The organism is Thiemannella venezuelensis (assembly GCF_014203605.1).
Taxonomy (GTDB): Bacteria; Actinomycetota; Actinomycetes; order Streptosporangiales; family Streptosporangiaceae; genus Planomonospora_A; species Planomonospora_A venezuelensis.
The window spans coordinates 97,572-119,086 of record NZ_JACHJJ010000010.1 but is presented as its reverse complement, the minus strand read 5'-3'; the positions used below and the strand labels follow the sequence as shown (position 1 = coordinate 119,086).

The 21,515-nt window shown below is 72.3% G+C and carries 17 protein-coding genes; 9 read left to right on the top strand and 8 right to left on the bottom strand.

Annotation, left to right across the window (positions count from 1 at the left end; all coding sequences use genetic code 11):
- Window positions 1-85: 85 nt before the first annotated feature.
- On the bottom strand, window positions 86-655 hold the full coding sequence (locus FHS22_RS16775) for a TetR/AcrR family transcriptional regulator (protein ID WP_184942697.1): 570 nt from the start codon (window positions 653-655) through the stop codon (window positions 86-88).
- 59 nt (window positions 656-714) lie between these two features.
- Here FHS22_RS16775 and FHS22_RS16770 point away from each other — a divergent pair, with 59 nt between their 5' ends.
- The 9 genes from FHS22_RS16770 to FHS22_RS16730 all read left to right on the top strand — a co-directional run bounded on the left by FHS22_RS16770 (window position 715) and on the right by FHS22_RS16730 (window position 13,908).
- A complete protein-coding gene (locus FHS22_RS16770) occupies window positions 715-2,526 on the top strand; it encodes an AMP-dependent synthetase/ligase (RefSeq protein ID WP_184942695.1) in 1,812 nt (603 codons plus the stop codon).
- A gap of 186 nt (window positions 2,527-2,712) precedes the next feature.
- Window positions 2,713-3,819, top strand: coding sequence for a hypothetical protein (locus tag FHS22_RS16765; RefSeq protein WP_184942693.1), 1,107 nt, complete (start codon window positions 2,713-2,715; stop codon window positions 3,817-3,819).
- A 134-nt stretch (window positions 3,820-3,953) separates the two neighbouring features.
- Window positions 3,954-5,069, top strand: coding sequence for a toxic anion resistance protein (locus FHS22_RS16760; RefSeq protein ID WP_338047781.1), 1,116 nt, complete (start codon window positions 3,954-3,956; stop codon window positions 5,067-5,069).
- On the top strand, window positions 5,066-6,685 hold the full coding sequence (locus tag FHS22_RS16755; protein ID WP_338047780.1) for a VWA domain-containing protein: 1,620 nt from the start codon (window positions 5,066-5,068) through the stop codon (window positions 6,683-6,685). Before FHS22_RS16760 ends, FHS22_RS16755 begins: the two co-directional genes overlap by 4 nt.
- A gap of 50 nt (window positions 6,686-6,735) precedes the next feature.
- Entirely contained in the window at window positions 6,736-7,353 is a 618-nt protein-coding gene (locus tag FHS22_RS16750) for a hypothetical protein (protein ID WP_184942691.1), read from the top strand.
- Window positions 7,354-7,508: 155 nt separating this feature from the next.
- Window positions 7,509-8,093, top strand: coding sequence for a hemerythrin domain-containing protein (locus tag FHS22_RS16745; RefSeq protein ID WP_260407997.1), 585 nt, complete (start codon window positions 7,509-7,511; stop codon window positions 8,091-8,093).
- 135 nt (window positions 8,094-8,228) lie between these two features.
- Window positions 8,229-12,023: a CHAT domain-containing protein gene (locus FHS22_RS16740; RefSeq protein ID WP_184942690.1), complete on the top strand. Its 3,795-nt coding sequence runs from the start codon at window positions 8,229-8,231 to the stop codon at window positions 12,021-12,023.
- A gap of 45 nt (window positions 12,024-12,068) precedes the next feature.
- The gene (locus tag FHS22_RS16735; protein ID WP_184942688.1) at window positions 12,069-12,407 is read left to right on the top strand and encodes a CATRA system-associated protein; all 339 of its coding nucleotides are present in this window, start codon (window positions 12,069-12,071) and stop codon (window positions 12,405-12,407) included.
- On the top strand, window positions 12,391-13,908 hold the full coding sequence (locus FHS22_RS16730; protein WP_184942686.1) for a CATRA conflict system CASPASE/TPR repeat-associated protein: 1,518 nt from the start codon (window positions 12,391-12,393) through the stop codon (window positions 13,906-13,908). The genes FHS22_RS16735 and FHS22_RS16730 overlap by 17 nt, the downstream gene beginning before the upstream one ends.
- On the opposite strand, the gene FHS22_RS16725 is transcribed toward FHS22_RS16730, so the two are convergent.
- From FHS22_RS16725 to FHS22_RS16695, 7 genes are all read right to left on the bottom strand, one after another.
- Complete coding sequence (locus FHS22_RS16725) at window positions 13,863-14,645, bottom strand: polyphosphate kinase 2 family protein (RefSeq protein ID WP_184942685.1); 783 nt, start codon at window positions 14,643-14,645, stop codon at window positions 13,863-13,865. The two genes, FHS22_RS16730 and FHS22_RS16725, sit on opposite strands and share 46 nt — an antisense overlap.
- A 72-nt stretch (window positions 14,646-14,717) precedes the next feature.
- A complete protein-coding gene (locus FHS22_RS16720; protein ID WP_184942683.1) occupies window positions 14,718-15,161 on the bottom strand; it encodes a protease inhibitor I42 family protein in 444 nt (147 codons plus the stop codon).
- A 22-nt stretch (window positions 15,162-15,183) separates the two neighbouring features.
- Window positions 15,184-17,244 carry a CehA/McbA family metallohydrolase gene (locus FHS22_RS16715; protein ID WP_184942681.1) on the bottom strand — a complete coding sequence of 687 codons (2,061 nt, stop codon included), beginning with the start codon at window positions 17,242-17,244 and terminating at the stop codon, window positions 15,184-15,186.
- A 120-nt stretch (window positions 17,245-17,364) separates the two neighbouring features.
- On the bottom strand, window positions 17,365-17,994 hold the full coding sequence (locus FHS22_RS16710; RefSeq protein WP_184942679.1) for a GTP-binding protein: 630 nt from the start codon (window positions 17,992-17,994) through the stop codon (window positions 17,365-17,367).
- The gene (locus FHS22_RS16705; protein ID WP_184942677.1) at window positions 17,975-18,361 is read right to left on the bottom strand and encodes a DUF742 domain-containing protein; all 387 of its coding nucleotides are present in this window, start codon (window positions 18,359-18,361) and stop codon (window positions 17,975-17,977) included. The genes FHS22_RS16710 and FHS22_RS16705 overlap by 20 nt, the downstream gene beginning before the upstream one ends.
- Window positions 18,358-18,789, bottom strand: a complete 432-nt coding sequence (locus tag FHS22_RS16700; protein ID WP_184942676.1) for a roadblock/LC7 domain-containing protein — start codon at window positions 18,787-18,789, stop codon at window positions 18,358-18,360. Before FHS22_RS16700 ends, FHS22_RS16705 begins: the two co-directional genes overlap by 4 nt.
- 101 nt (window positions 18,790-18,890) lie before the next feature.
- Window positions 18,891-21,398 carry a sensor histidine kinase gene (locus tag FHS22_RS16695; RefSeq protein ID WP_260407996.1) on the bottom strand — a complete coding sequence of 836 codons (2,508 nt, stop codon included), beginning with the start codon at window positions 21,396-21,398 and terminating at the stop codon, window positions 18,891-18,893.
- Between the last annotated feature and the right edge of the window lie 117 nt (window positions 21,399-21,515).

Genomic DNA, 21,515 nt, shown 5'->3' with positions numbered 1-21,515 from the left:
TGTCGCGTCAAGCTCTTTTCGTCCGCCCCCGGAGACCGCCCTCGGGACACCGCACCCGGGACACCGCACCCGGGACACGCGCCGCTCAGGGCCGGACGATCGCCCAGACCGCGTGCTCGACCTCGGGCCGGGCCAGCTTCAGGTCGAAGGAGTCCGGCCCGGCCAGATAGCGCCGGGCGCACTCGTGGGCCGGGCCCATGACCACCGCGTCCAGCGCCCAGGGCGGGACCGGCCGGAGCTCCCCGCGGGCCGTACGGGCTCCGAACCACTCCGCCAGCGGCGCCATGACCCGCGCCTTGAACTCGGCGGTCCCGTCCTCGGGGAGCAGCCCGGCGACCGAGGCCCGGTAGACGAACTCCCCCCGGGTCGGGTTCTCCACGATCCAGTCGAGGAACCGCCCGGCCAGTTCCGGCACGACCGTCGCGGCCGGGCGGTCGTCGAGGGCGAGGGCCATCGCGCCGACCAGCTCGGCGAAGCTCTCCCGGTACAGCGCGGCGACCACCCCGCCCCGGCTGCCGAAGTGGTGGTAGATGCTCCCGTTCGAGGCCCCGGAGACCTCGGCCAGCCGGCTGACCGTCATGGCCTCCAGCCCGCCCTCGGCCACGATCCGCAGCGCCGCGTCCAGGACCGCCTCGCGTGTGGCGCCCCTTGCCATCGCTCTTCCCCCGATTGCTAGAGTGACGCTCTAGAGTGCCACTCCAACCGAGGTGCGTCATGAGCGTCGAATACACCGGTTCCCTCCCCGCCCTGCTGCGGAGCCGGGTCCGAGCGACACCGTACACGGAGGCCTTCCGCCACCCGTCGGGCGACGGCTGGGCCTGTCTCACCTGGTCCGAGACGGGCGAGCGGGTCCGCGCGCTGGCCCTGGGGCTGCGCGAGCTCGGTCTGGAGCCCGGCACCCGGGCGGCGGTGCTCTGCGGGACCCGGGTGGAGTGGATCGTCGCGGACCTGGCGGTCCTGTCCACCGGCGCCGCGACCACCACGATCTACCCGTCCAACACCGCCGCGGAGTGCGCGTTCATCCTCACCGACTCCGGCAGCGTGCTGGTCGTCGCGGAGAACGACGACCAGGTGGCCAAGCTCCGCTCCGTCAGGAGCGAGATCCCCGCCGTCAAGCACGTGGTCGTCATCGACGGCGAGGCGGACGAGGAGGGCTGGGTGCTCACCCTCGACCAGGTGGCGCGCTCCGGTGAGGAGGCCGCCGCGGGCGGGGCCGGCGAGTACGACCGGATGGTGGACGCCGTCACCGAGGACGACCTGGCCACCCTGATCTACACCTCGGGGACGACCGGCCGCCCCAAGGGGGTGGAGCTGACCCACCGCAACTGGCTGCAGACCGCCCGCGCGGCCGCGCAGATCGAGCTGCTGACCCCCGACGACCTGCACTTCCTCTGGCTGCCGATGTCCCACTCGTTCGGCAAGCTGCTGGAGTCCGTGATGATCGCGGTGGGCACGCCGACCGTGGTCGACGGCCGCCTGGACCGCATCGCCGCCAACCTCGGCGCGGTCCGGCCCACCGTGATGGCCGCCGCGCCCCGGATCTTCGAGAAGATCCACAACACCGTGGCCGCGACCGTGCAGCGCGAGGGCGGGATCAAGCTGAAGCTGTTCCGCTGGGCGCGCGGCGTCGGTCTGGAGACCGTCCGCGCCCGGCAGGAGGGCCGGGCCCTCTCCCCCGGACTGCGGGCCCGCCACGCGCTCGCCGACCGGCTGGTCTTCGCCAAGCTCCGCGCCAGGTTCGGCGGGCGCATCCGCTACTTCATCTCCGGCTCGGCCCCGCTCTCCCTGGAGATGGCCGAGTTCTTCGACGCCGCCGGGCTGACGATCCTGGAGGGGTACGGACTGACCGAGTCGTCGGCCGGAAGTTTCGTGAACCGGCCGGGGAACGTGAGGTTCGGCACGGTCGGTCCGCCGCTGCCCGGCGTCACCGTGCGGATCGCCGAGGACGGGGAGATCCTGATCGGCGGGCACGGGATCATGCGCGGCTACCACGGCCTGCCCGAGGAGAGCGCCGAGGCGCTCCAGGACGGCTGGCTGCACACCGGCGACATCGGCGAGCTCGACGAGGCCGGGCGGCTGCGCATCACCGACCGGAAGAAGGAGCTGATCAAGACCTCCGGCGGCAAGTACGTCGCGCCCCAGCACCTGGAGGGCCGGATCAAGGCCGCCTGCCCGTTCCTGTCGCACGTCGTCGTCCACGGCGACCGGCGCAACTACTGCACGGCGCTGGTGACGCTGGACGCCGACGTGGTCGCCCCCTGGGCGCAGGCGGAGGGCCTGCCGTCCGACCCGGCCGAGCTGTGCGCGCATCCCAGGCTCCGCGAGGAGGTACGGCGGGCGATCGAGACGGTCAACGCCGATCTCGCCAGCTACGAGACCGTCAAGGACTTCGCCGTGCTGCCGGCCGACTTCACCGTGGAGAGCGGCGAGCTGACCCCGAGCATGAAGGTGCGCCGCCGCGAGGTGGAGGAGCGCAACCGGGAGCTCCTCGACTCCCTCTACAGGAACCCGGTCGAACGCGTCTGATCCCGCCGGGGAGCCCCGGGCCCGGCCTCCCCGGTCCCGGGCGGCTCTCCGCGCTCCGCGGCCCCCCGGATGACGGGTGAATGAACACGGATTGAATTCTCCCGCCCGTCGCCACCTGGAGAACACGCCTCTTTTCTCTGGCTCACATAATCCCATTCACGGGGTTATTCCAGAAAAAGGAGTGTGATGAAACGGTCGATCGGCGTCGTCCTCGCGCTGCTGCTCGGCGCCGCGGTCGTGGTGGCGGTCGTCCTCGGCAACGGGGGCGGCGGACCGGCCGTGGTCCGGGGCGTGATCGGCTCGGAGAAGAAACCGTTCTTCGACGACCCCCGGGTGCGCGCGGCATTCGAGAAACACGGGCTCCGGGTGGAGGTGGAAACCGCCGGATCGCGGCAGATCGCCACCGAGGTCGAGCTGGACGGCTACGCCTTCGCGTTCCCCTCCAGCCTCCCCGCCGCGGAGAAGATCAAAAAGGAGCGCGGGGTCTCCCAGGTCTTCTCCCCCTTCTACTCGCCCATGGCCGTGGCGACCTTCCGGCCCATCGCCGACGTCCTGGCCAAGGCCGGCCTGGTGCGCGACTCCGGTCACGGCTACCAGGTGCTCGATCTCGCCGAGTACCTCAAGCTGGCCGCCCAGGGCACCCGGTGGGACGAACTGCCGGGCAACACCGCCTACCCGGCGCGCAAGCGGGTGCTGCTCACCACCACCGACGTCAGGACCTCCAACTCCGCGGCCATGTACCTGGCCATGACCAGCTACGTGGCCAACGGCGACGACGTGGTCACCACCGCGGCCCAGGTGCCGAAGGTCGCCGAGACGGTGGCCCCGGTCTTCCTCGACCAGGGCTACTCCCAGTCCTCGACCGAGGCGCCGTTCGAGGACTACCTGGTGATGGGCTCCGGCAAGACCCCGATGGTCATGGCCTACGAAGCCCAGTACCTCTCGCGCCTGTTCTCCGGAGACGGCTCGATCACCCCCGACATGCGCCTGCTCTACCCGGCCCCGACCGTGCTCAGCAAGCACACGCTGGTGCCGTTCACCGAGGAGGCGGTCCGGGTCGGGCGGCTGCTGACCGAGGACCCCGCGCTGCGGAGCCTCGCCGCCCGGCACGGCTTCCGCACCGCCGACCCCGGCGCCTTCGCGGACCTGGCGGCCGAGCACCGGGCCCCGGTCGCCCGCGACCTGGTCGACGTCGTGGAGCCGCCCGCCTACGACCGGCTGGAGCAGCTGATCACCACCATCGAGCGGCTCTACGCGGACGGCACCGTGCCGCAGGCCGGAGGAGGGTCCTGACCGTGCCCGAGAACACAGCGCCCGGGAACACCGGAAACACAGCGCCCGAGAACACAGCGCCCGGGAACACCGGAAACACAGCGCCCGAGAACACGGCGCCCGGGAACGGCCTGACGCTCACGCCGCCCGCACCGGTGACCGCCGTACCCGCCGAGCGGGTCTCGGCCCTGCTGCCGCTGCCCGACGGACGCGCGGACGAGCTCGCCGCCAAGGCCCGGGAGTTCGCCGGAGAGCTGGCCGGGATGGACCCCAGGGTCCCGGACTTCACCCGCAGGGTGCACGACATCTCCTCGATGGGCGACTCCGAGATCCGCGCCGCCTCCCAGGTGGCCGACCGCATGCTCAAACGCCCCGTCGCGGCCCTGGCCTCGGCCAAGGGCGAGGCGGCCGACGCCCAGGGCCGGGTGGCCGGGCAGCTGGTGGCGCTGCGCCGTACGGTGGTGGACCTCGACCCGAAGCAGGCGGCGAGCGGACCGCGCCGGCTGCTCGGGCTGGTCCCGTTCGGCGACCGGCTCCGCGACTACTTCGCGAAGTACGCCTCCGCCCAGAAGCACCTCGACGACATCATCCGCGCGCTGAAGTCCGGCCAGGACGAACTGCTGAAGGACAACGCCGCGATCGAGGGCGAGAAGGCGAACCTGTGGGAGGCGATGACCCGCCTGCAGGAGTACGCGGTGCTGGCCGCCGGGCTCGACGCCGCGCTGGAGGAGCACCTGCTCCGCCTGGACGCGACCGACCCGGAGCGGGCCGCCGCGCTGCGCTCCGACGCGCTGTTCACCGTGCGGCAGAAGCACCAGGACATCCTCACCCAGCTCGCCGTCTCCGCCCAGAGCTACCTGGCGCTGGACCTGGTCCGCAAGAACAACCTGGAGCTCAGCAAGGGCGTGGACCGGGCGACCACCACGACCGTCGCCGCGCTGCGCACCGCGGTCACGGTCGCCCAGGCGCTGGCCAACCAGAAGCTGGTGCTGGACCAGGTCAGCGCGCTCAACGCCACGACGAGCGACCTGATCCTGGCCACCAGTGAGATGCTCCGCACCCAGGCCGGCGCCATCCAGGACCAGGCCGCCTCGACCGGCGTGGACATGGACTCCCTGCGCAGGGCCTTCGACAACGTCTACGCCACCATGGACATGATCGACACCTTCCGTTCCCAGGCCGTGCAGAGCATGGCCGTCACCGTCGAGAGCCTGAACGCCGAGCTGGCCCACGCCAGCACCTACCTGGAGCGGGCGGAGGCGGACCGGTGAGCGCCCCGCGCGGGGCCGCACGGCGGGGCGCCCGCGGGGCCGTACGGCGGGCGGGCGCCCGCGGGGCCGCGCTCCGGGCGGCGATCGGGTCGCTGCTGGTGCTGCTGCCCGCACTCGGCCTGGCGGCGTGCTCGGCGGACGGCACCGTCGCCGACGGGCCGGACGTGCTACGGGTGCTGGCCGGCAGCGAGGTCAAGGACCTGGAGCCGCTGCTGGCACGCTCCGGGGTGAAGGTGAAGATCTCCTACACCGGCACGCTGGACGGCGCCGAGCAGGTCGCGGGCGGCGGCGCCGACGGCAGGTACGACGCCGTCTGGTTCTCCTCCAACCGCTACCTGTCGCTGATCGACGGCGCCGCCGCCCGGCTGTCCACCGAGACCAAGGTCATGTCCTCCCCGGTCCTGCTCGGCCTGCGCACCGCCAAGGCCGCCGAGCTCGGCTGGGCGGACGGGAAGGCGACCTGGAAGCAGATCGCCGCGGCCGCCCGGGACGGGAGGTTCACCTTCGGCATGGCCAACCCGGCCTCGTCCAACTCGGGGTTCTCCGCGCTGGTCGGCGTGGCCGCCGCGCTCTCGGACGCCGGCGAGGCGCTGGACACCGCCCGGGTCGCCTCGGTCACGCCGGAGCTGAAGGAGTTCTTCTCCGCGCAGAAGCTGACCTCGGGCTCGTCGGGCTGGCTGGCCGAGACCTACACCCGGCAGGGCGGGGTGGACGGCCTCGTGAACTACGAGTCGGTGCTGCTGGGCATCAAGGACCTCACCCTCGTCTACCCGAGCGACGGCGTGGTCACCGCGGACTACCCGCTGACCCTGCTGGCCTCCGCCCCGGCGGAGAAGAAGGAGCTGTACGGCAGGCTCGCCGCCTGGCTGCGCACGCCGGACGTGCAGCGCGAGATCATGGCCTCCACGCACCGGCGGCCCGGCATCCCGGAGGTCCGGCCCGGCCCGGAGTTCGGCTCCGCGCCCCTGCTGGAGCTGCCCTTCCCGAACCGCAGGGCGGCCGCCGACGCGCTCGTCACCGCCTACCTCGACGAGGTGCGGACCCCCGCGCACGCCCTGTTCGTCCTGGACGTCTCCGGCTCCATGAAGGGCGAGCGGATCGAGGCGCTGCGCCAGGCCCTGGTCACGCTGACCGGCGCCGACCGCTCGCCCTCGGGGACGTTCTCCCGGTTCCGCAGCCGCGAGCACGTGACCATGGTCCCGTTCAGCGGAGGCCCGCACGAGCCACGCGCCTTCAGCCTGCCCGAGCGCGGTCCGGGGCCAGTGCTGGAGGAGATCAGGGCGTACGCCGGGGAACTGCAGGCGAGCGGGGGAACCGCGATCTACGACGGGCTCCGGGCCGCCTACACCGAGAGCCTCCGGGGCGACCCCGGCCACTACACCTCGGTCGTGCTCATGACCGACGGCGAGAACACCGACGGCTCCTCGTTCGAGGACTTCGAGCGGCTGTACCGGATGCTCCCCGAGGCCCGGCGGCCGCGGACGTTCGTCGTGCTGTTCGGCGAGAGCGACGCCGAGGAGATGAACAGGGTGGCCGAGCTGACCGGGGGCGCCGTCTTCGACGCCCGCGACGGCTCGCTGGCCTCGGCGTTCAAGGAGATCCGTGGCTACCAGTGACGGCCGGAGCGGCCGGGCCGCGCGCCCGCTCACGGGGAGGGCCCGCGCGCATGGCTGACCGGGTGCTGGGCTATCTCGGCTCGACGCGGAACATCACCGGCTGCGCGTTCGCCCTGGCCGGTCTCCTGGCCCACTTCCTCGGGCTGGCGGGCGCGTTCTGGCCCGCGGTGGTCGCCGGGCTGTACGGCGTGGGCGCGCTGCTGGCCCCGCCGGACCGGGTCCGGCTCGCCGTCTCGCACGCCGAGGTGGAGACCGGCCTGCTCCGCGCGGACCTGGGGGCGCTGCTGCGGAAGGTCCGGGGCTCCCAGCGCTTCCCCGGTGACGTGGTGGCCCGGGTGGAGACCCTGGGCGAGCTGGTCTCGGGGGTGCTGGACCGGGCGGAGGTGCTGGTGACCTCCCCCGACCACCTGCACGTCGTCTCCCAGACGATCCGCGACTACCTGCCGGCCGGTCTGGAGGCGTACGCCAACCTCCCGCGGGGCTACGCCCTCACCCGGCGCGGCGACCGCGAGCGCAGCGCCCACGAGGAGCTCCTGGCCCAGCTCGATCTGCTGGAAGCGGGGCTGCGCCGGGTGGAGCAGGCGGTGCACCGGGGCGACGAGCAGGCGCTGCGCGACCAGAGCCGCTTCCTGCGCGACCGTTTCGGCCCCTCCGGCCTGGACCTCTGACCCGCACCGACCGGCCGCTGCCCGTCCCCGTTCCGGGCGAACCGTCCCGGCCAGGGGGGACGCCCCTGGCCGTGCCGCGAACCCGGCCGGTCCGGGTTTCACCCGGGGGACACGGGTAGGCCACGCGTGCGCAGAACACGCGAGAGGAGAACGAGATGGTCAAGGCCCGTCCTCGGCCCGAGGCGATGGAGGAGAACGACGTCGTCGACCTGCTCCTGGCGCAGCACGCGATGATCAGGGACATGTTCGACGAGGTCGAGAGAGCTTCCGCGGCCGACCGGCCGGAGGCCTTCCGGCGGCTGGTGCGGCTGCTGGCCGTGCACGAGACGGCCGAGGAGGAGATCGTCCACCCGTACGCCCGCGGGAAGCTGGAGGACGGGGACGCCGTCGTCGGCGACCGGCTGGCCGAGGAGTACGAGGCCAAGCGGCTGCTCATGGAGATGGACGAGGCGGGACCCGGGGACGCGCGGTTCCTGACGAACCTGGCGGTGCTGCGGGCGGCCGTGCTGGCCCACGCCCGCAGCGAGGAGCGCTACGAGTTCACCCGGTTGCGCGCGCACACCTCCGAGGCCGAGCGCCGCGCCATGGCGGCCGGGGTGAAGGCGGCCGAGGCGATGGCCCCGACCCACCCGCACCCCGGGGTGGAGTCGGCGGCCGGGAACCTACTGGCCGGCACGCCGGTGGCGATCATGGACCGGGTCCGCGACGTGATCCGCGACGCCATGGGCGAGAACGGCTGAGAAGCGGGACGGCCGACGCGCCCGGGCCCTTTCCGCGCCGCGTTCTATCCCCGGCGGCACTTTTCATCACGGACCGTCGGCAAGACCCTTGTTCGTGTGACGCGACCCCCGTCCATCGCGGAAAAGCGGTGACCGATGTTCCACGAGACGGTGTCCTTCCTGGAGCGGAGCTGCGAGGCTTTCGCCGCGGGCCTGGATGCCGCGGTCCTGGACCACGACGTGCCGGCGGGGGCCGCCCGGCTCCTTGAGCTCGTCGGTGACGAGCGCTCCGTTCTGGGCGGGCCGGAAAGGCGCATGAGCACGCTCGACCTCGTCATCCGGGTCCACTGGTACCGCTTCCTGGCGCTTCCCGAAGAGCTCGCCGAGCCGGAGTGGCTGACGGTGATGAGCCTGTTGCCTCGGCGGCTGGACGGCTGTTCCTCTCCGATGCCGGCTGATCTGGCGGAAGACCTGATCTCACAGATCATCCGGAATCTCCGTAACCACCTGGAGGGCGCCGACCCCCGGAGGCTCCTGTCCGGTGCGGTGACCGTGGAGGCCGGGTGCCTGGCCGATCTCCGCGATCACACTGCGGAGTGCTCCTTTCCCGCCGGAATCTCTTACGTCCTGGCGCATGTGCACTGGTCGCGCTACATGGCCATGTCTCCGGACGGAGGCGCCGCGCTGATGGAACTCATAAGGGCACTGGAGGAGTTCGAGAGGACGCGTCCCTTCCATCCGTCGCTGCTGCCACCGCTCGTGTGCGACTACCTGGACCGCGCGCTTGCCGAAGGCGATCCGGATCTGGTGGCGAAGGACTACCAGTGGTACAGGCAGGTCGTCTCCACGGCCGAGCGGCGGCGGCTCACCGGCAGAGCCGTCATCAGGGCCCGCAGGCGGCTGGAGTCCGCGGTCCCCGGCCGTCCCGAGCACGCGGAGGCCGTCGCGGACCTGTGCCACGCGCTCTTCCTGAGGTACGGCATGAGCACCCATCCCGACGACCTGGACGAGGTCATCTCGAGAGGGGGCATCTCCAGCGGCGTGCTGCCCTCCTGGGAGGCCCGGAAGAAGATCACCACGGCTCTCGCCGGATGCCTGGCGTTGCGTTCTCGCCGGGACGGCAGGGCCGAGGACGCCGGACTCGCCCTCCGCATCCTCGAACGGGCCCTCGCGAGTGACCGTCAGCGCCGTAAGACGGCGCAACTGCTGGAATGTCTCCACATGATCGCAGGCATCCTGGTCGAAGGTCCGGACGGCCTCCACCTGCTGGACCGGACGATCGCGATCGTCCGCCGCCGGGCGTCGAGATCCGCTGACGAGACCGACGCGCAGGCCTGTCTCCTCTCCCTGCTCCACAGCCGGTCCAGGATGGTACCCGGCTCGGAGGACCTGGATGCGATCATCTCCCAGGCCGCCGCCCTCTCCAGATCCCTCCCACCGGACACCCCTACCGGCAGGTACCTGCGGCTCTCACTGGCGTCGGCACTACACGACCGGTTCAAGGCCGCGGACGGGCTCGATGACCTGAACGAGGCGATCACGGTCATGCGCGGGGTGCTCCGCCATGGCAACGAGGCGGGCGATCCGCAGTTCAGAAGAGAACTGGCCTTATGGCTCTACGAGCGGTACCGGCGGTGCCACGTTCCGCAGGACCTGCGGGAGGCGCTGCGGATCCTCGCGGAGCTCGTGAAGGACCACGGGCCGACCAGCCCGAATCTCCTGTACAGCGTCGCGGCCATGGCCCTGGAGACGAAAGCCTTCACGGGCGTCGAGGGCCTGGACTCCCTGATCGGCGTTCTCCATGGGCTCATGTCCGTTCCGGAGACGCCCGAGCTGCCGACCCGCGCACAGCGGCTCGCCAACCTGAGCACCGCCTTCCTGGAGCGGTACGACCTGTCCGGCGATCGAGCGGACGCCGACCGGGCGGTGGAACTCGCACGGGAGGCGGCCGGTTGCTCCGAGGAGGCGGCAGGCCACTTCGCGCGTGCTCTCTGGCGGCGGGGTTCGCGTGACGACCGCCTGGAAGCCCTCGCCGTCCTGGGTGAGAAAGTGGACGGCGGGAGTCCGCAAGAGCACCAGGCTCACGACCGGTTTCTTCTGGGATGCCTCCGTCTGGACAATTACCAGAAGGGTTACGGAAGTCTCACCGACTGCCGGAGGGCGATCCGCCATCTGCGGCCGGTGGCGACCGGAACGGAGCCTATCCCGCCCGAGACCCGCCGTACGGCGGCCCTCGCCTGGGCCGAGGCGGCGATCGAGCTCGGCTACCACCCCCAGGCCGCAGTGGCGTACGAGATCGCATTGCACTTGGTCGACGATCTGGAGTGGCATACCGCGTCGCTCGCGGAGCGACGCGATCGGTTGACGCGGTGGGCGGCGGTCGCACGTGACGCGGCCGCGTGCGCGCTGCGCTCGGGCCGGCCGGAGGACGCCCTGGAACTGCTGGAACGCGGCCGCTGCAGGTTGCGCAACACGACGCTGCAGAAGCGGAGGGACATCGACCTGCTGCGCTCGGTGAGACCCGACCTGGCGGAGCGCATGGCGATCCTGAGCAGAGCGGTCGAGGCCTTCGACCTGGTTCCCTCCGCCGAGCGGTTCATCGATTACCTGAGATGCACCTTCACCATCCTCGCAGCCCAGCACGAATATCACAAAGACGACTACGAGTGGCACAATCCCGATATTTTTCTCATGCCCGGCGGTCTCGATAAGCTCCATTCCTTTGTTTCATCACTGTTCGACGATCAATGGGAACACCCCCACGACCTCAAGGTGCGGCTCCATTCCGACTGGAACGTACTCACCGCGGAGATACGCCGGGATCCGCGGCTGAGGAGTCTGGGCGTTCCGCCACGGATCACCCCCATCAGGGCCCTGCACGGACAGGATGCCGTCGTCGTGGTCAACGTCAGCCGGATCGGGTGTGACGCCATCGCCCTCACGGCTGACCGCACGGAGAGGATCCACCTCCCCGATCTCACATTTCACACAGCCCAGGAGCAGGCCTACGAGCTCCAGCGCGCGATCATCGAATGGGAGTTCGCCCCCCGCCCGTCCCTCGACCCGAAAAGTCTCAACCGGCTCGTGCAAGACCATCTGGCATGGCTCTGGGAAGCGGCGGCCGAGCCGATCCTCCGCGCGCTGGGGCATGTCCGCGCCCCGGCGGAGGAGGGCCCATGGCCGCGCATCTGGTGGTGCCCCACCGGCGTGCTCTGCCTCTCCCCTCTGCACGCGGCGGGGCGCGGGTACCACTCCGGTGGAGAGAACGTCATAGACCGGGTGGTCTCCTCGTACACGAGCACGGTGAGCGCCCTTCCGCTGGCGGCGCACGAGGGCTCCGGAACGCATCACGCGGCCGGCGAACCGCACCTGTTCACCCTCGGCATGCCGTCGACGCCGGGTGGCCCCCCGCTCCCGAGCGTCACGGCGGAGATCGAGGAGATCCTTCGGAAAGTGGGCCGCGGCACGGTGGTCACGGGGGAGGACGCGACAGTGGACGCGGCACTGCAGGGGCTGGCGACACATCCGTGGGCGCACATCGCCTGCCACGGGACGCCGGCCGTACCGGGCAAGCGGCCCGCGCAGCTCTATCTGTCCGACGGCACCCTGGACGTCGACCGAGTCGGCCGATCCCACTTTCCGGCCGCGGAACTCGCCTACCTTTCCGCCTGTCACACCGCGGCTCCCTCGATGGACCGGCTCGACGAGGCGGAGCACCTGGTGGCCTCGTTCCAGGCGGCGGGATACCGTCATGTGATCGGTTCCCTGTGGGGTGCCACCGACCACATATCGCGGACCGTGGCAGCCGACTTCTACTCGCGCCTCCCGAACCGCCCGCGGCATCGTGCCGACGCCGCGGCCCAGGCGCTGCACGGAGCCGTGCGGAGACTGCGCGACCGACGTCCTCAGGCCCCGATCGTCTGGGCGCCGTTCGTGCACTCCGGCTTCTGACGTCCGCGACCGCCGAAGGGATGGTCTCGAACAGCGAGGGGGAGGATGCTCACTTACCAGGAGAGCCTTCACGAGACGGCGGAGCTGCTCGGGCGGGTCCGAGGATGGTCACTGTCCGCCCGGGAGTGGGAGCAGGTCTCCGCTGAGATCACGGCATTGGAGCAGGCAGTCGAGGCGGGCGACACAGCCGCCGTCCTCGGGTGCCTGAGCCAGATCGAGTCGGCCGACGGGAGAAGGGGCGGACCTCGGCCCATCACCTCGGGAGACGCACCCGAGGACCCGGTGGAGATACCCGAGATGATCAACAGGACGATACGGCGCATCGGAGCGTTCGTCACCCATGCCCTGCGGGAGGAGGAGGCCGCCGTTGACGAGGATTCGTGAGCAGGCATTGCTCGTTCACGCCTTCACGGCCGTGGGGGACGACGGTGATTCGTGGCGGGAGCCTGTCCGCCGTCTCTGGCAGATCTTTCTGGATCTCGGCGAAGCACGGGCCATAAGCCCGCACACCGCGCTCGACGTGCCCGCGGAGCTGCCTCCGGCCGGCCGCTTCACGGTGCTCACCGCGGCGGAGATCCCCGGTCGTGGGACCTACCAGGCGGTGCTCTACCGCGAGCACGACGTCATCGGCTTGATGGTGATGCTCGCCGCGGAGGAGGCGAAGGGCTGGGACTTCCTCGACGGTCAATGGCCCCATGAGGCGTCGGGAGGGCTCGGTACGGCCCGGATCCATCTGGGGGTCACCGTCCCGCGCCGGCTCCGCCTGCGACGGACGAGGGATGTCCTCCCCGACCGGCTCGGGCCGGGACCCGTCTGGAGCAGGGGCGGCATCACCGTCCGGGAACTGCCTTCCGCGCGGGCACCGCGCCGTCCGGCCACACGCCGTCTGGTCGTTCTCGCCGAGCCGGGCGACGAGGAGGAGATGTACACGTGGACGTGGTCCTCCGGAGCGGCAGAGCTCCGCCCGTTCGGCAGGTACCTGCTCCACTCCGCGAAGATGCGCTGGGCATGGTGGCTGATCCTCAACGAGGACCGGTTCCGAAGGGTCAGCGTGGAGGTGGACACGTTGACCGACCGCCTCGCAGGGCTGCTCCATGATGCCGCGGCTCGGGGAGGCCGGGTCACGACCGCCGAGCTGGCACACGGGCAGGCGGCCGTGGTCTCCGCGGTCAGCGGGAACGCCGGGCTCGTCACGGCGCTTCGCGACCTGCGGACGATTCGCCTGAGCGTGAAGATCGCAGCGGAGAACATGAGGGCGGCGATCCGCGAGGACGCCGCCGCAGGCACCTTCCTCGACCACGATCGGCGCCTGAGCGATCGGCTGGCCGAGCAGCTCGACGCCGACATCGTCTATGTGGAGGCCACCAGGGACAGCGCGACCGACGTCGCCCAAGCGGCCCGGACGATGATCGAGGAGCGGCTGCGGCACCGGGAGCAGCGGTTGACCCTGCTTCAGGCATCACTGCTCGGTGCCCTCCTCATGGCGCTGGGTGCCATCCAGTCCCTGGATTACCGGGTCCCCCTCCCGTCGCGGAGCCAGGCCCCGGTGATCGTGCTGCTGGCCGCACTGGCATTGACGGCACCCCCGATCGTCCACCGCTTCGCATCGTCCCCGGCCCGGCTGAACGCCACCGACCGAATCCTCACGGCGCTGTCGGGCGGCGCTCTGGGTTGGTTCGCCTGCTCGGTCGCCACCTACGGCTCGGGCCGTCCTCCCCTACCTCCGGTTCAGGCCCTTGCCGCTTCATCGGCCGGGGCCGCCCTCCTCCTCGTCACTCTCCACCTGGCGTGGTGGCTGCTGCGGCGGAGGACGACTCCCCACTCCCGCCACCGGTCACGTCAGTCGTCGCCGGCGGAGCCCGGGGCGGGGTCGGTCAGGTCGTAGCCGCGGGCCGTCAGCTCGGCCTCCACCGCCGCGCAGACCGTCTCCACCACCGCGACCCGGGCGTACCGCTTGTCGTCCCCGGCGATCACGTGCCAGGGGGCGTCCGGGTGGTCGGTGCGCTCCAGCATCTCCTCCACCGCGGCCTCGTACTGCGGGCGCCTGTCCCGGTTGCGCCAGTCCTCGTCGGTGAGCTTCCAGACCCGGAGCGGGTCCGCCGCCCGGTCGCGGAAGCGGCGGAGCTGCTCCTCCTCCGAGACGTGCATCCAGAACTTGACCATGATCATGCCCTCGGCGGCGAGGGTCCGCTCGAACTCGACGATCTCCCCGTAGGCACGGGACCACTGCTCCTCGGTGGCGAAGCCCTCCACCCGCTCCACCAGCACCCGCCCGTACCAGGAGCGGTCGAGCACCGCCATGCCGCCCCAGCCGGGCAGGACCTTCCAGAACCGCCAGAGGAAATGGTGGCGCTTCTCGTCGTAGGTCGGCGCGGCGAACTGGGCGACCCGGACGTGCCGGGGGTCGAGCGGACGGACCAGCCGCTTGATCGCGCCGCCCTTGCCGGAGGCGTCCCAGCCCTCGAAGACGACGCAGAGCGGAGGGCCGATCCGCTTGTCGCCGATCTGCCCGCCGAGCATCAGGCGGAGCCGGAGCAGCCGCCGCAGGGCCGCGTCGAGCCGCTCGGCCGCCTCCTTCTTGGACAGCGTGACGGACAGGTCGGTCTCAGCAAGTCGGTTCATGCGCACCAGGGTCCACGATTTCCCCGCCCGGGCCGAGTAATTCCGGCATTCCGGGCGTGGCGCGGGTGCGGCTCACTTGACGGTGATCCGGAAGACGGCGTCTCCCGAGAGGCGTCTGCTCTGCTCGTCGGAGGGCACCCGGCCGGCCGTGCAGCGCCAGCAGTTGGAGAGGGTGACCGCGGTGGTGCCGCGCTGCTTGGCGTTGAAGACGAAGTAGCGCACCCCGCCCCCGCCGGTGGTGTCCTCCCCGCCCTCGCTCTCGTACTCGGCGCTGATGAACGAGGCCACCTTCGGGTCGGGCAGCGGGCCCAGCTTCCAGCTGTCGCCGACCGAGGCGTTGTCCTCCACCGCGAGGGAGAAGCGCTGGCCGGGTGCGACCTCGACCTCGGTGCTCCGGCCGACCCCGCCCTCGACGACCTCGCCGTAGTCGTACACGGCCGATCCCGCGCCGCAGCCCGCGACCGGCCCCGCCAGCGCCGCCAGTGCCAGGGCGGCGATCCCCGTTCGGTACCTCACCCGGGCAAGGGTACCGAGCGGGTCACCCGCCTCCCGCCCCGGGCGGGGGCGCGGGGGGCGGTCGGCCCAGCCGGCTCCGGTAGACCGCGCGGGCCCGGCCGTACAGGGCCAGGTGGTCGTCGAGCTGCCGCTCGCTCTCGAACCTGCCCTCGGCGCGGACCATCGCCTCCAGCCCGTCCAGCCACTCCAGGCACCAGCGCACGTCCTCGGCGCGGGCGACGCGGCGGCCGCCCGCGTCGAGGTAGACCGGGCTGGTGTGGGCGTGCACGCCCGTGGGGTGGAAGGTGCGCTCGTGCGGGCCGCCGGAGGCGGTCGCGACCACGTAGTCCGGCCCGTCCACGACCAGCTCGGCGGTCAGCTCGCCGCCGGGCCCCTCGGCGAGCACCCCGGCGGAGGTGCGGATCTCCAGCCGCTCCACCTCCGGGCCGATCGACCGGACGGTGATCGCGACCCGGGTCCCGGGTTCCGGGCTCAGGGTGTCGCCCGTCCCGTGCCCGTCCACCGAGAGCTCCAGCCAGGGGCCGGTGGTGGCGAAGGTACGGCCCCGCCGGATCGCCTCGGCGAAGGAGGCGGCGGTGAGCGGGCCGTCCACGCGGGCGTAGACCCGCTCCCAGCCGGGCGGGCTGGACTGGCTGCCCCGGCAGGCGAAGGAGAGCATGGTGTCGGTCCCGGCGGTCACCGCCAGCCGGTTGCCGGCCCCGATCAGCCGCCGGTAGACGAGCGCGGTGGCCTCGACCGAGGAGTGGTTGAGCACGTCCAGGGCGTCGACGAGGCCGAGCGCCGCGTCGGCGACGATCTCCCGGGCCGAGCAGTTGCGCCGCCAGAGCAGGGCCGCCTCCGGGCCGTCGCCCTCGGAGATCGGCACGTGGAAGGGGTGGCTGTAGCCGGTGACGGCGCCCAGGGCGCGCAGTTCCTCGCAGGCCGCGCTGTTGGGCGGCCAGTCCGCGGTGCCGAGGAAGCCGGTGTGGAAGCGCGAGGGCGGGGCCTGGGGAGCGAAGGCGTAGAAGTGGCCGAGCAGGTCGTTGCGGTACTCGACGCCGACGCGGGCCAGGTGGGCGGCGTCGGACCAGGGCAGGTCCCTGCCCGCCCAGTGCTCCAGGGCCTCGGCGTCGTAGACCCGGGCCGAGGAGACGTTCCCGGCGACCAGGTTGAGCACGTGCAGGTCCTCGCCGTGCTGCATGGCGGCGGCGAGGGCGGGGGTGCCGACCATGTCCCCGGCCCAGTTGAGGTGGACGTGCATGTCCCCGCCGTACCAGCCCCGGGCCGCCGCGTCGTAGAGCCGTCCCGGGACCAGCTCGACCGCGGTCTCCTCCCCTGCGGCGGGGGTCACCGCCACCTCGGCGGAGCCGTACTCCATGCCCCGGCAGACGCGGACGGTCAGCGGCTCGGCCGGGACGTCCAGCACCAGGTCGTCACCGTGGAAGTAGGGCAGCACGTGGGCGTCGCGCCGGTGCGGGACGCCCTCGGGGTACCAGCCCTGGCCGTGCGCGCCGTACACGCTCCACCGGCAGGGCATGCCGGCGCGCACCCGCAGGCGGGCGGCGGCCGCCGGGCGGACCAGCGGCCCGAGGCCGACCGGCTCGCCGTCGGCGACGACCCGGCTCCCGCCGGTGATCCCGATCAGCCGGGCGCCGCGCGGGCCCACGACGTGGGCCCTGCCGTCCACCAGCACGGTGGACGGCTCGTCCCGGGAGGAGTCGACCAGCAGCGTCGTGCGCAGGCTCCGCCCGGGGAGCACGGCCTGCGCCCGCGCCTCGAGCGCGGCGCCCGACGGGGTGAGCCGGAGCGCGGCGAGGTTGTCGGGCAGGTCTCCGGCGAGGACGTCGCGGACCACCTCGTCCATGTCCAGCTCGCACAGGTGGTCCTCCAGTTCCCTGGCGTCCGCGCCCGGGTGGCGTTCGGCGACTTTCCGGTAGCAGACGCCCCAGAAGTCGCGGGGACCCATCAGGTAGGCGTCGGCCGCCATCGACTTCACGTAGAAGACGGGATCCTCGCCCCAGGTGACGCCGTGGGCGGCCAGCAGCGCCCGGTAGTCCTCCAGGGCCCGCGCCATGGCCGGGGACATGCCCGGATCTTCGCACATCGGTGTCTCCCCGTGTAGAGCTCCCCATGATCGCCGTTATCGTGACACGGTGTGCGCGGGCCGCGGAGGACGCGCCCGGCCGGCGGATGGATTCACCGCTACTCGGGTGGATGAATGTGCCTACCGGATGGTCTCCAGCCGTCCCGGGGCGGCGGACGGGGAGCCGCCGAGGCGCGTCCTCATCGCGTGCTCCACCAGGGTGATGAGGATCTCCTTGCCGGACTCCCGGCGGCGCGCGTCGCCGAGCACGATCGGGATGTCCTCGGGGATGGTCAGCCCCAGCCGGACCTCGTCCAGGTCGTACCGGGGGGCGCCGTCGAAGCAGTTCACCGCCACGACGAAGGGCGTCTGCCGCCGCTCAAAGTAGTCCAGCGCGGGGAAGCAGTCGGCCAGCCTGCGGGTGTCGGCGATCACGACCGCGCCCAGCGCGCCCAGCGCCAGCTCGTCCCAGAGGAACCAGAACCGCTCCTGCCCCGGCGTGCCGAACAGGTAGAGCCGGTAGGCGTCCCCGATGGTGATCCGGCCGAAGTCCATGGCGACGGTCGTGGTGGCCTTGCTCTCCACCCCCGACAGGTCGTCGATCCCGACGCCACGGTCGGTCAGCGTCTCCTCTGTGCGCAGCGGCTCGATCTCGGAGACCGCGCCGACCAGGGTGGTCTTGCCCGCTCCGAACCCGCCCGCGACCAGGATCTTGATCGCCTTGGGCAGCACCGCCCGCCCGGCGTCGCGGCTAGAGCGCACGGAGTCCATCGAGCACCGCCCTGTACATCCTCTCGTCGTGCATGTCCGTCTCCGAATGTGGTTCCTGCAGGGTGATGAGCCCGTGGTCGAACAGGTCGCTGAGCAGAACGCGGACCGTGCCCGCCGGGAGGTTGACGTGCGCCGCGATCTCCGCCACCGACTGCGGCTGCCGGCACAGCCGCACGATGGCGTGGCACTCCGGGGTGACGCCCGGCTCCCCCGGGGAGGGAGAGCGTACGGCCACCGCCAGGGTGATGAGGTCGAACCGGCCGCGGGTGGGTTCCGTCCTGCCCCGGGTGAGGACGTACGGCCGGACGATCGGCCCGGCCTCCTCGCCGATCCACTGGGCGTCGGGATGCTCGTCGCGAGGGTTCATCGCGGCGCGTCGCCTCCGCCTGCGGCGCCCACCGTCCGGGCGGGCGAGGTGAGGTACTGCCCGACCCGGGTGACGAGCATGGCCATCTCGTAGGCCACGAGGCCGACGTCGGCCTCGTTCGTGCAGAGCACCGCCAGGCAGGCGCCCTGCCCCGCGGTGGAGACGACCAGGTACGCCGAGCGCATCTCGATGATGGTCTGGCGCACCGCCCCGCCCCTGACCCGGTCGCTGACCCCCCGGCCCAGGCTCTGGATCGCCGAGCCCACCGCGGCCAGATGCTCGGCGTCGGCCGGGTCGAGACCCGCCGAGGCGGCCATGAGCAGGCCGTCGGTGGAGAAGACGATCCCGTGCTCGGTCTCCGCCACCCGTGCGACCAGGTCGTCCAGCAACCAGGCCAGGTCGGTGACGGACCCTGTTCCCTGCACCACTCGTTGTCCTCTTTTCTGCCGGCCGCCACTCGGGCTCCGGCGGCTCGTCGGCGCGGAGTCTTCATGCGGTCTTCATGCGCGAATCGAGATCATGGCTGGGGTCACATGGACGGCCGCCCGCCTTCCGGGGAGCCGCCGTCCTGCGGGGATCCCGGGCCGGTGCCCTCGCCCAGCAGATGCGCGGCGTCGGACCGGCCGCGCCGCGTCCCCGCCTGGAACGAGGAGAAGGCGGCGCGGATCTCCTCCGGCGAGCGTTCGTCGCCCCCGGTCGCGGGCGCCGGCTCCGGGGCCGGCTCGTCCTCCCGCAGCGGCGCGGCGAGGTGGGTCTGGGGCACGCGGCGGGGCAGCCCTCCGGGGGTGTGGCTGGTGTCCGGGGCAGGCATGAGGGGGGGCGAGGACGGTGACGGGGAGCCGGTGGACACGGGGGCCTCCGCAGGAGCGTGGGACACGGGGGCGGCGAGCGGACCGGCCGCCGAGGGGAGGCCCGGGCCGGGGGCCTCCGCAGGAGCGCGGGACGCGGGAGCGGCGGGAGCGGGGGCGCCCGGGCCGGGGGTCCCGGAGGACTCCGGGCCGCCCGCCAGCGGGTCCCAGCCCCGGACGGGCGCCGCGGGACCGGTGGCCGGGCCGGCGGGAGCGGGGGGATCCGCCGGGACGGCGGTCGCCGTACGGGCCGGGGGGACGCTCAGCCGGGCGCCCGCGGACGCCAAGACGGCGCGCGTCTCGGCGGCCCCCTGCACCGGGGCGGCGCCGCCGGCGGGGGCGCCCTCCCGGTCGCTGATCAGACTCTGCGGGATCAGGACGACGACGGTCGTGCCGCCGTACGGCGAGGCCTTGAACGCCACCCTGATCTCGTGCCGCTCGGCCAGCCGGCTGACCACGTACAGCCCCAGGCGGGCGTTGCCGGAGAGCTTGAGCTCGGGCGGGTTGGCGATGCGCTCGTTGGCCAGGGCGATGTCCTCCGGGCTCATGCCCAGGCCCCGGTCCTCGATCTCCACGGCGTACCCGTGGGCGACGATGTGGCCGCTGACCTTCACCGTCGTGTAGGGCGGGGAGAAGGAGGCCGCGTTCTCGACCAGCTCGGCGATCAGGTGGATGACGTCACCGACGGCCCGCCCGTCCAGCGACACCTCTCCCATGGGCAGCACGTCCACCCGGGTGTAGTCCTCGATCTCGGCCAGCGCTCCGCGGACCACGTCGAGCATCGGCACCGACTCCCGCCAGGCGCGGCCGGGCGCCGCGCCGGACAGGACGAGGAGGTTCTCGGCATAGCGCCGCATACGGGTCGCCAGGTGGTCCAGGCGGAACAGGTCGCGCAGCTCCTGCGGGTCCTGCTCCCGGCGCTCCATGGCGTCCAGCACGCTCAGCTGGCGGTGGACGAGGCCCTGGGTGCGGCGGGCGAGGTTGCGCAGGATGTCGGCGATGTCGCGCCGGAGCTGGGCCTGCTCGGCCGCGACTCCGATCGCGGTCTGCTGGACGACGTTGAACGCCCTGCCGACCTGGCCGATCTGGTCGTCGCCGAACTCCAGCGGCGGCGCCTCGGCCGCCACGTCCACGTCCTCGCCGTGGCCGATCCGGTCCACCACGCTCGGCAGCCGCTTGTTGGCCAGCTCCCAGGCGGCGTTGCGCAGCTTCTCCAGCTGCTGGACCAGGGCGCGGGCGGTGGTGATGGACAGCACGATCGAGGCGATGACGGCGATGAGGCCCAGGCCGCCGGCCAGCACGAGCCGGACGACGACGCCGACGGCGACCGGGGCGGCGCGCTCCACCACCCCGCTGCCGGCCGTGAGGACGGTCTCCGCGAACCCGGCCTGCACCGGCTGGGAGTCGGCGCTCCACCGCGCGGCGTCGACGAGCCCGGTCTGCACCGCGTTCCTGGTCCCGATCAGCAGGTTCTCCATGGAGCGCAGGCGGGTGAACCGCTCACCGTCCGCCAGCCGCCGGTAGGCCTCCTGGTCGGCGGCGGGCAGCTCGGCCACCGCCTGGTCGGTGAGGAACTTCCGCGCACCGGCGATCCGGGTCAGCTGGATCCGCTCGTCGTCGGTGAGCCGCCCCTCCGTCAGGGCGCCCATGACGAGGGCGTCCTCCTGGGCCAGCAGGTCGCGGGCCCGGTTCATCGCGATGAGCGTCCGGGTGTCCCTGGCGAGCTCCTCGTCGTCCAGCGTGGCCATCGAGTCGTAGGAGCGGAAGACGGCGTCGATGACGCCGGTGAACACCGCGGCGGCCTGCGCCCGGTCCGTCCCGCCCATGTCGATCGCCTTGCGCGCGGTGGCCAGCCCGTCCAGGAGGTCGCGGATCTCGGTGATGCGGCGCTCCAGGCCCGCGCTGCCGAACACGTCCACGCCGGTGCCGGCGGTGCGCTCGCGGAAGTCCGCGCCGGCGCGGTCGGTCCGCCCGCGCTGGGCGGCCAGCGCCTCGCGCCGCTGCCGCTCCGTCCCGGGCCGGCCGAGGGTCACCGCGGTGAGCCGGCGCTCGGCCTGCAGCTCGACGATGAGCGACTCGGCCGGGTCGGCCACGCCGGTGTTGAGAGTGGCCACGCCGAGCATGTTCAGACCGTCACGGACGGTCACCCATGCCGTGAACGCCCAGAGCGCGATGAGTGAGACCAGCAACGCTGTGACTTTGGTCCGCAAGCGCGCGTTGCGCAAGCGCATGGCATCCACCCCGGGAAAACAGAAAGAAGGAGGTAACACATGTCATGACAGCCAACGCCGGGCGTTGAAAACCGT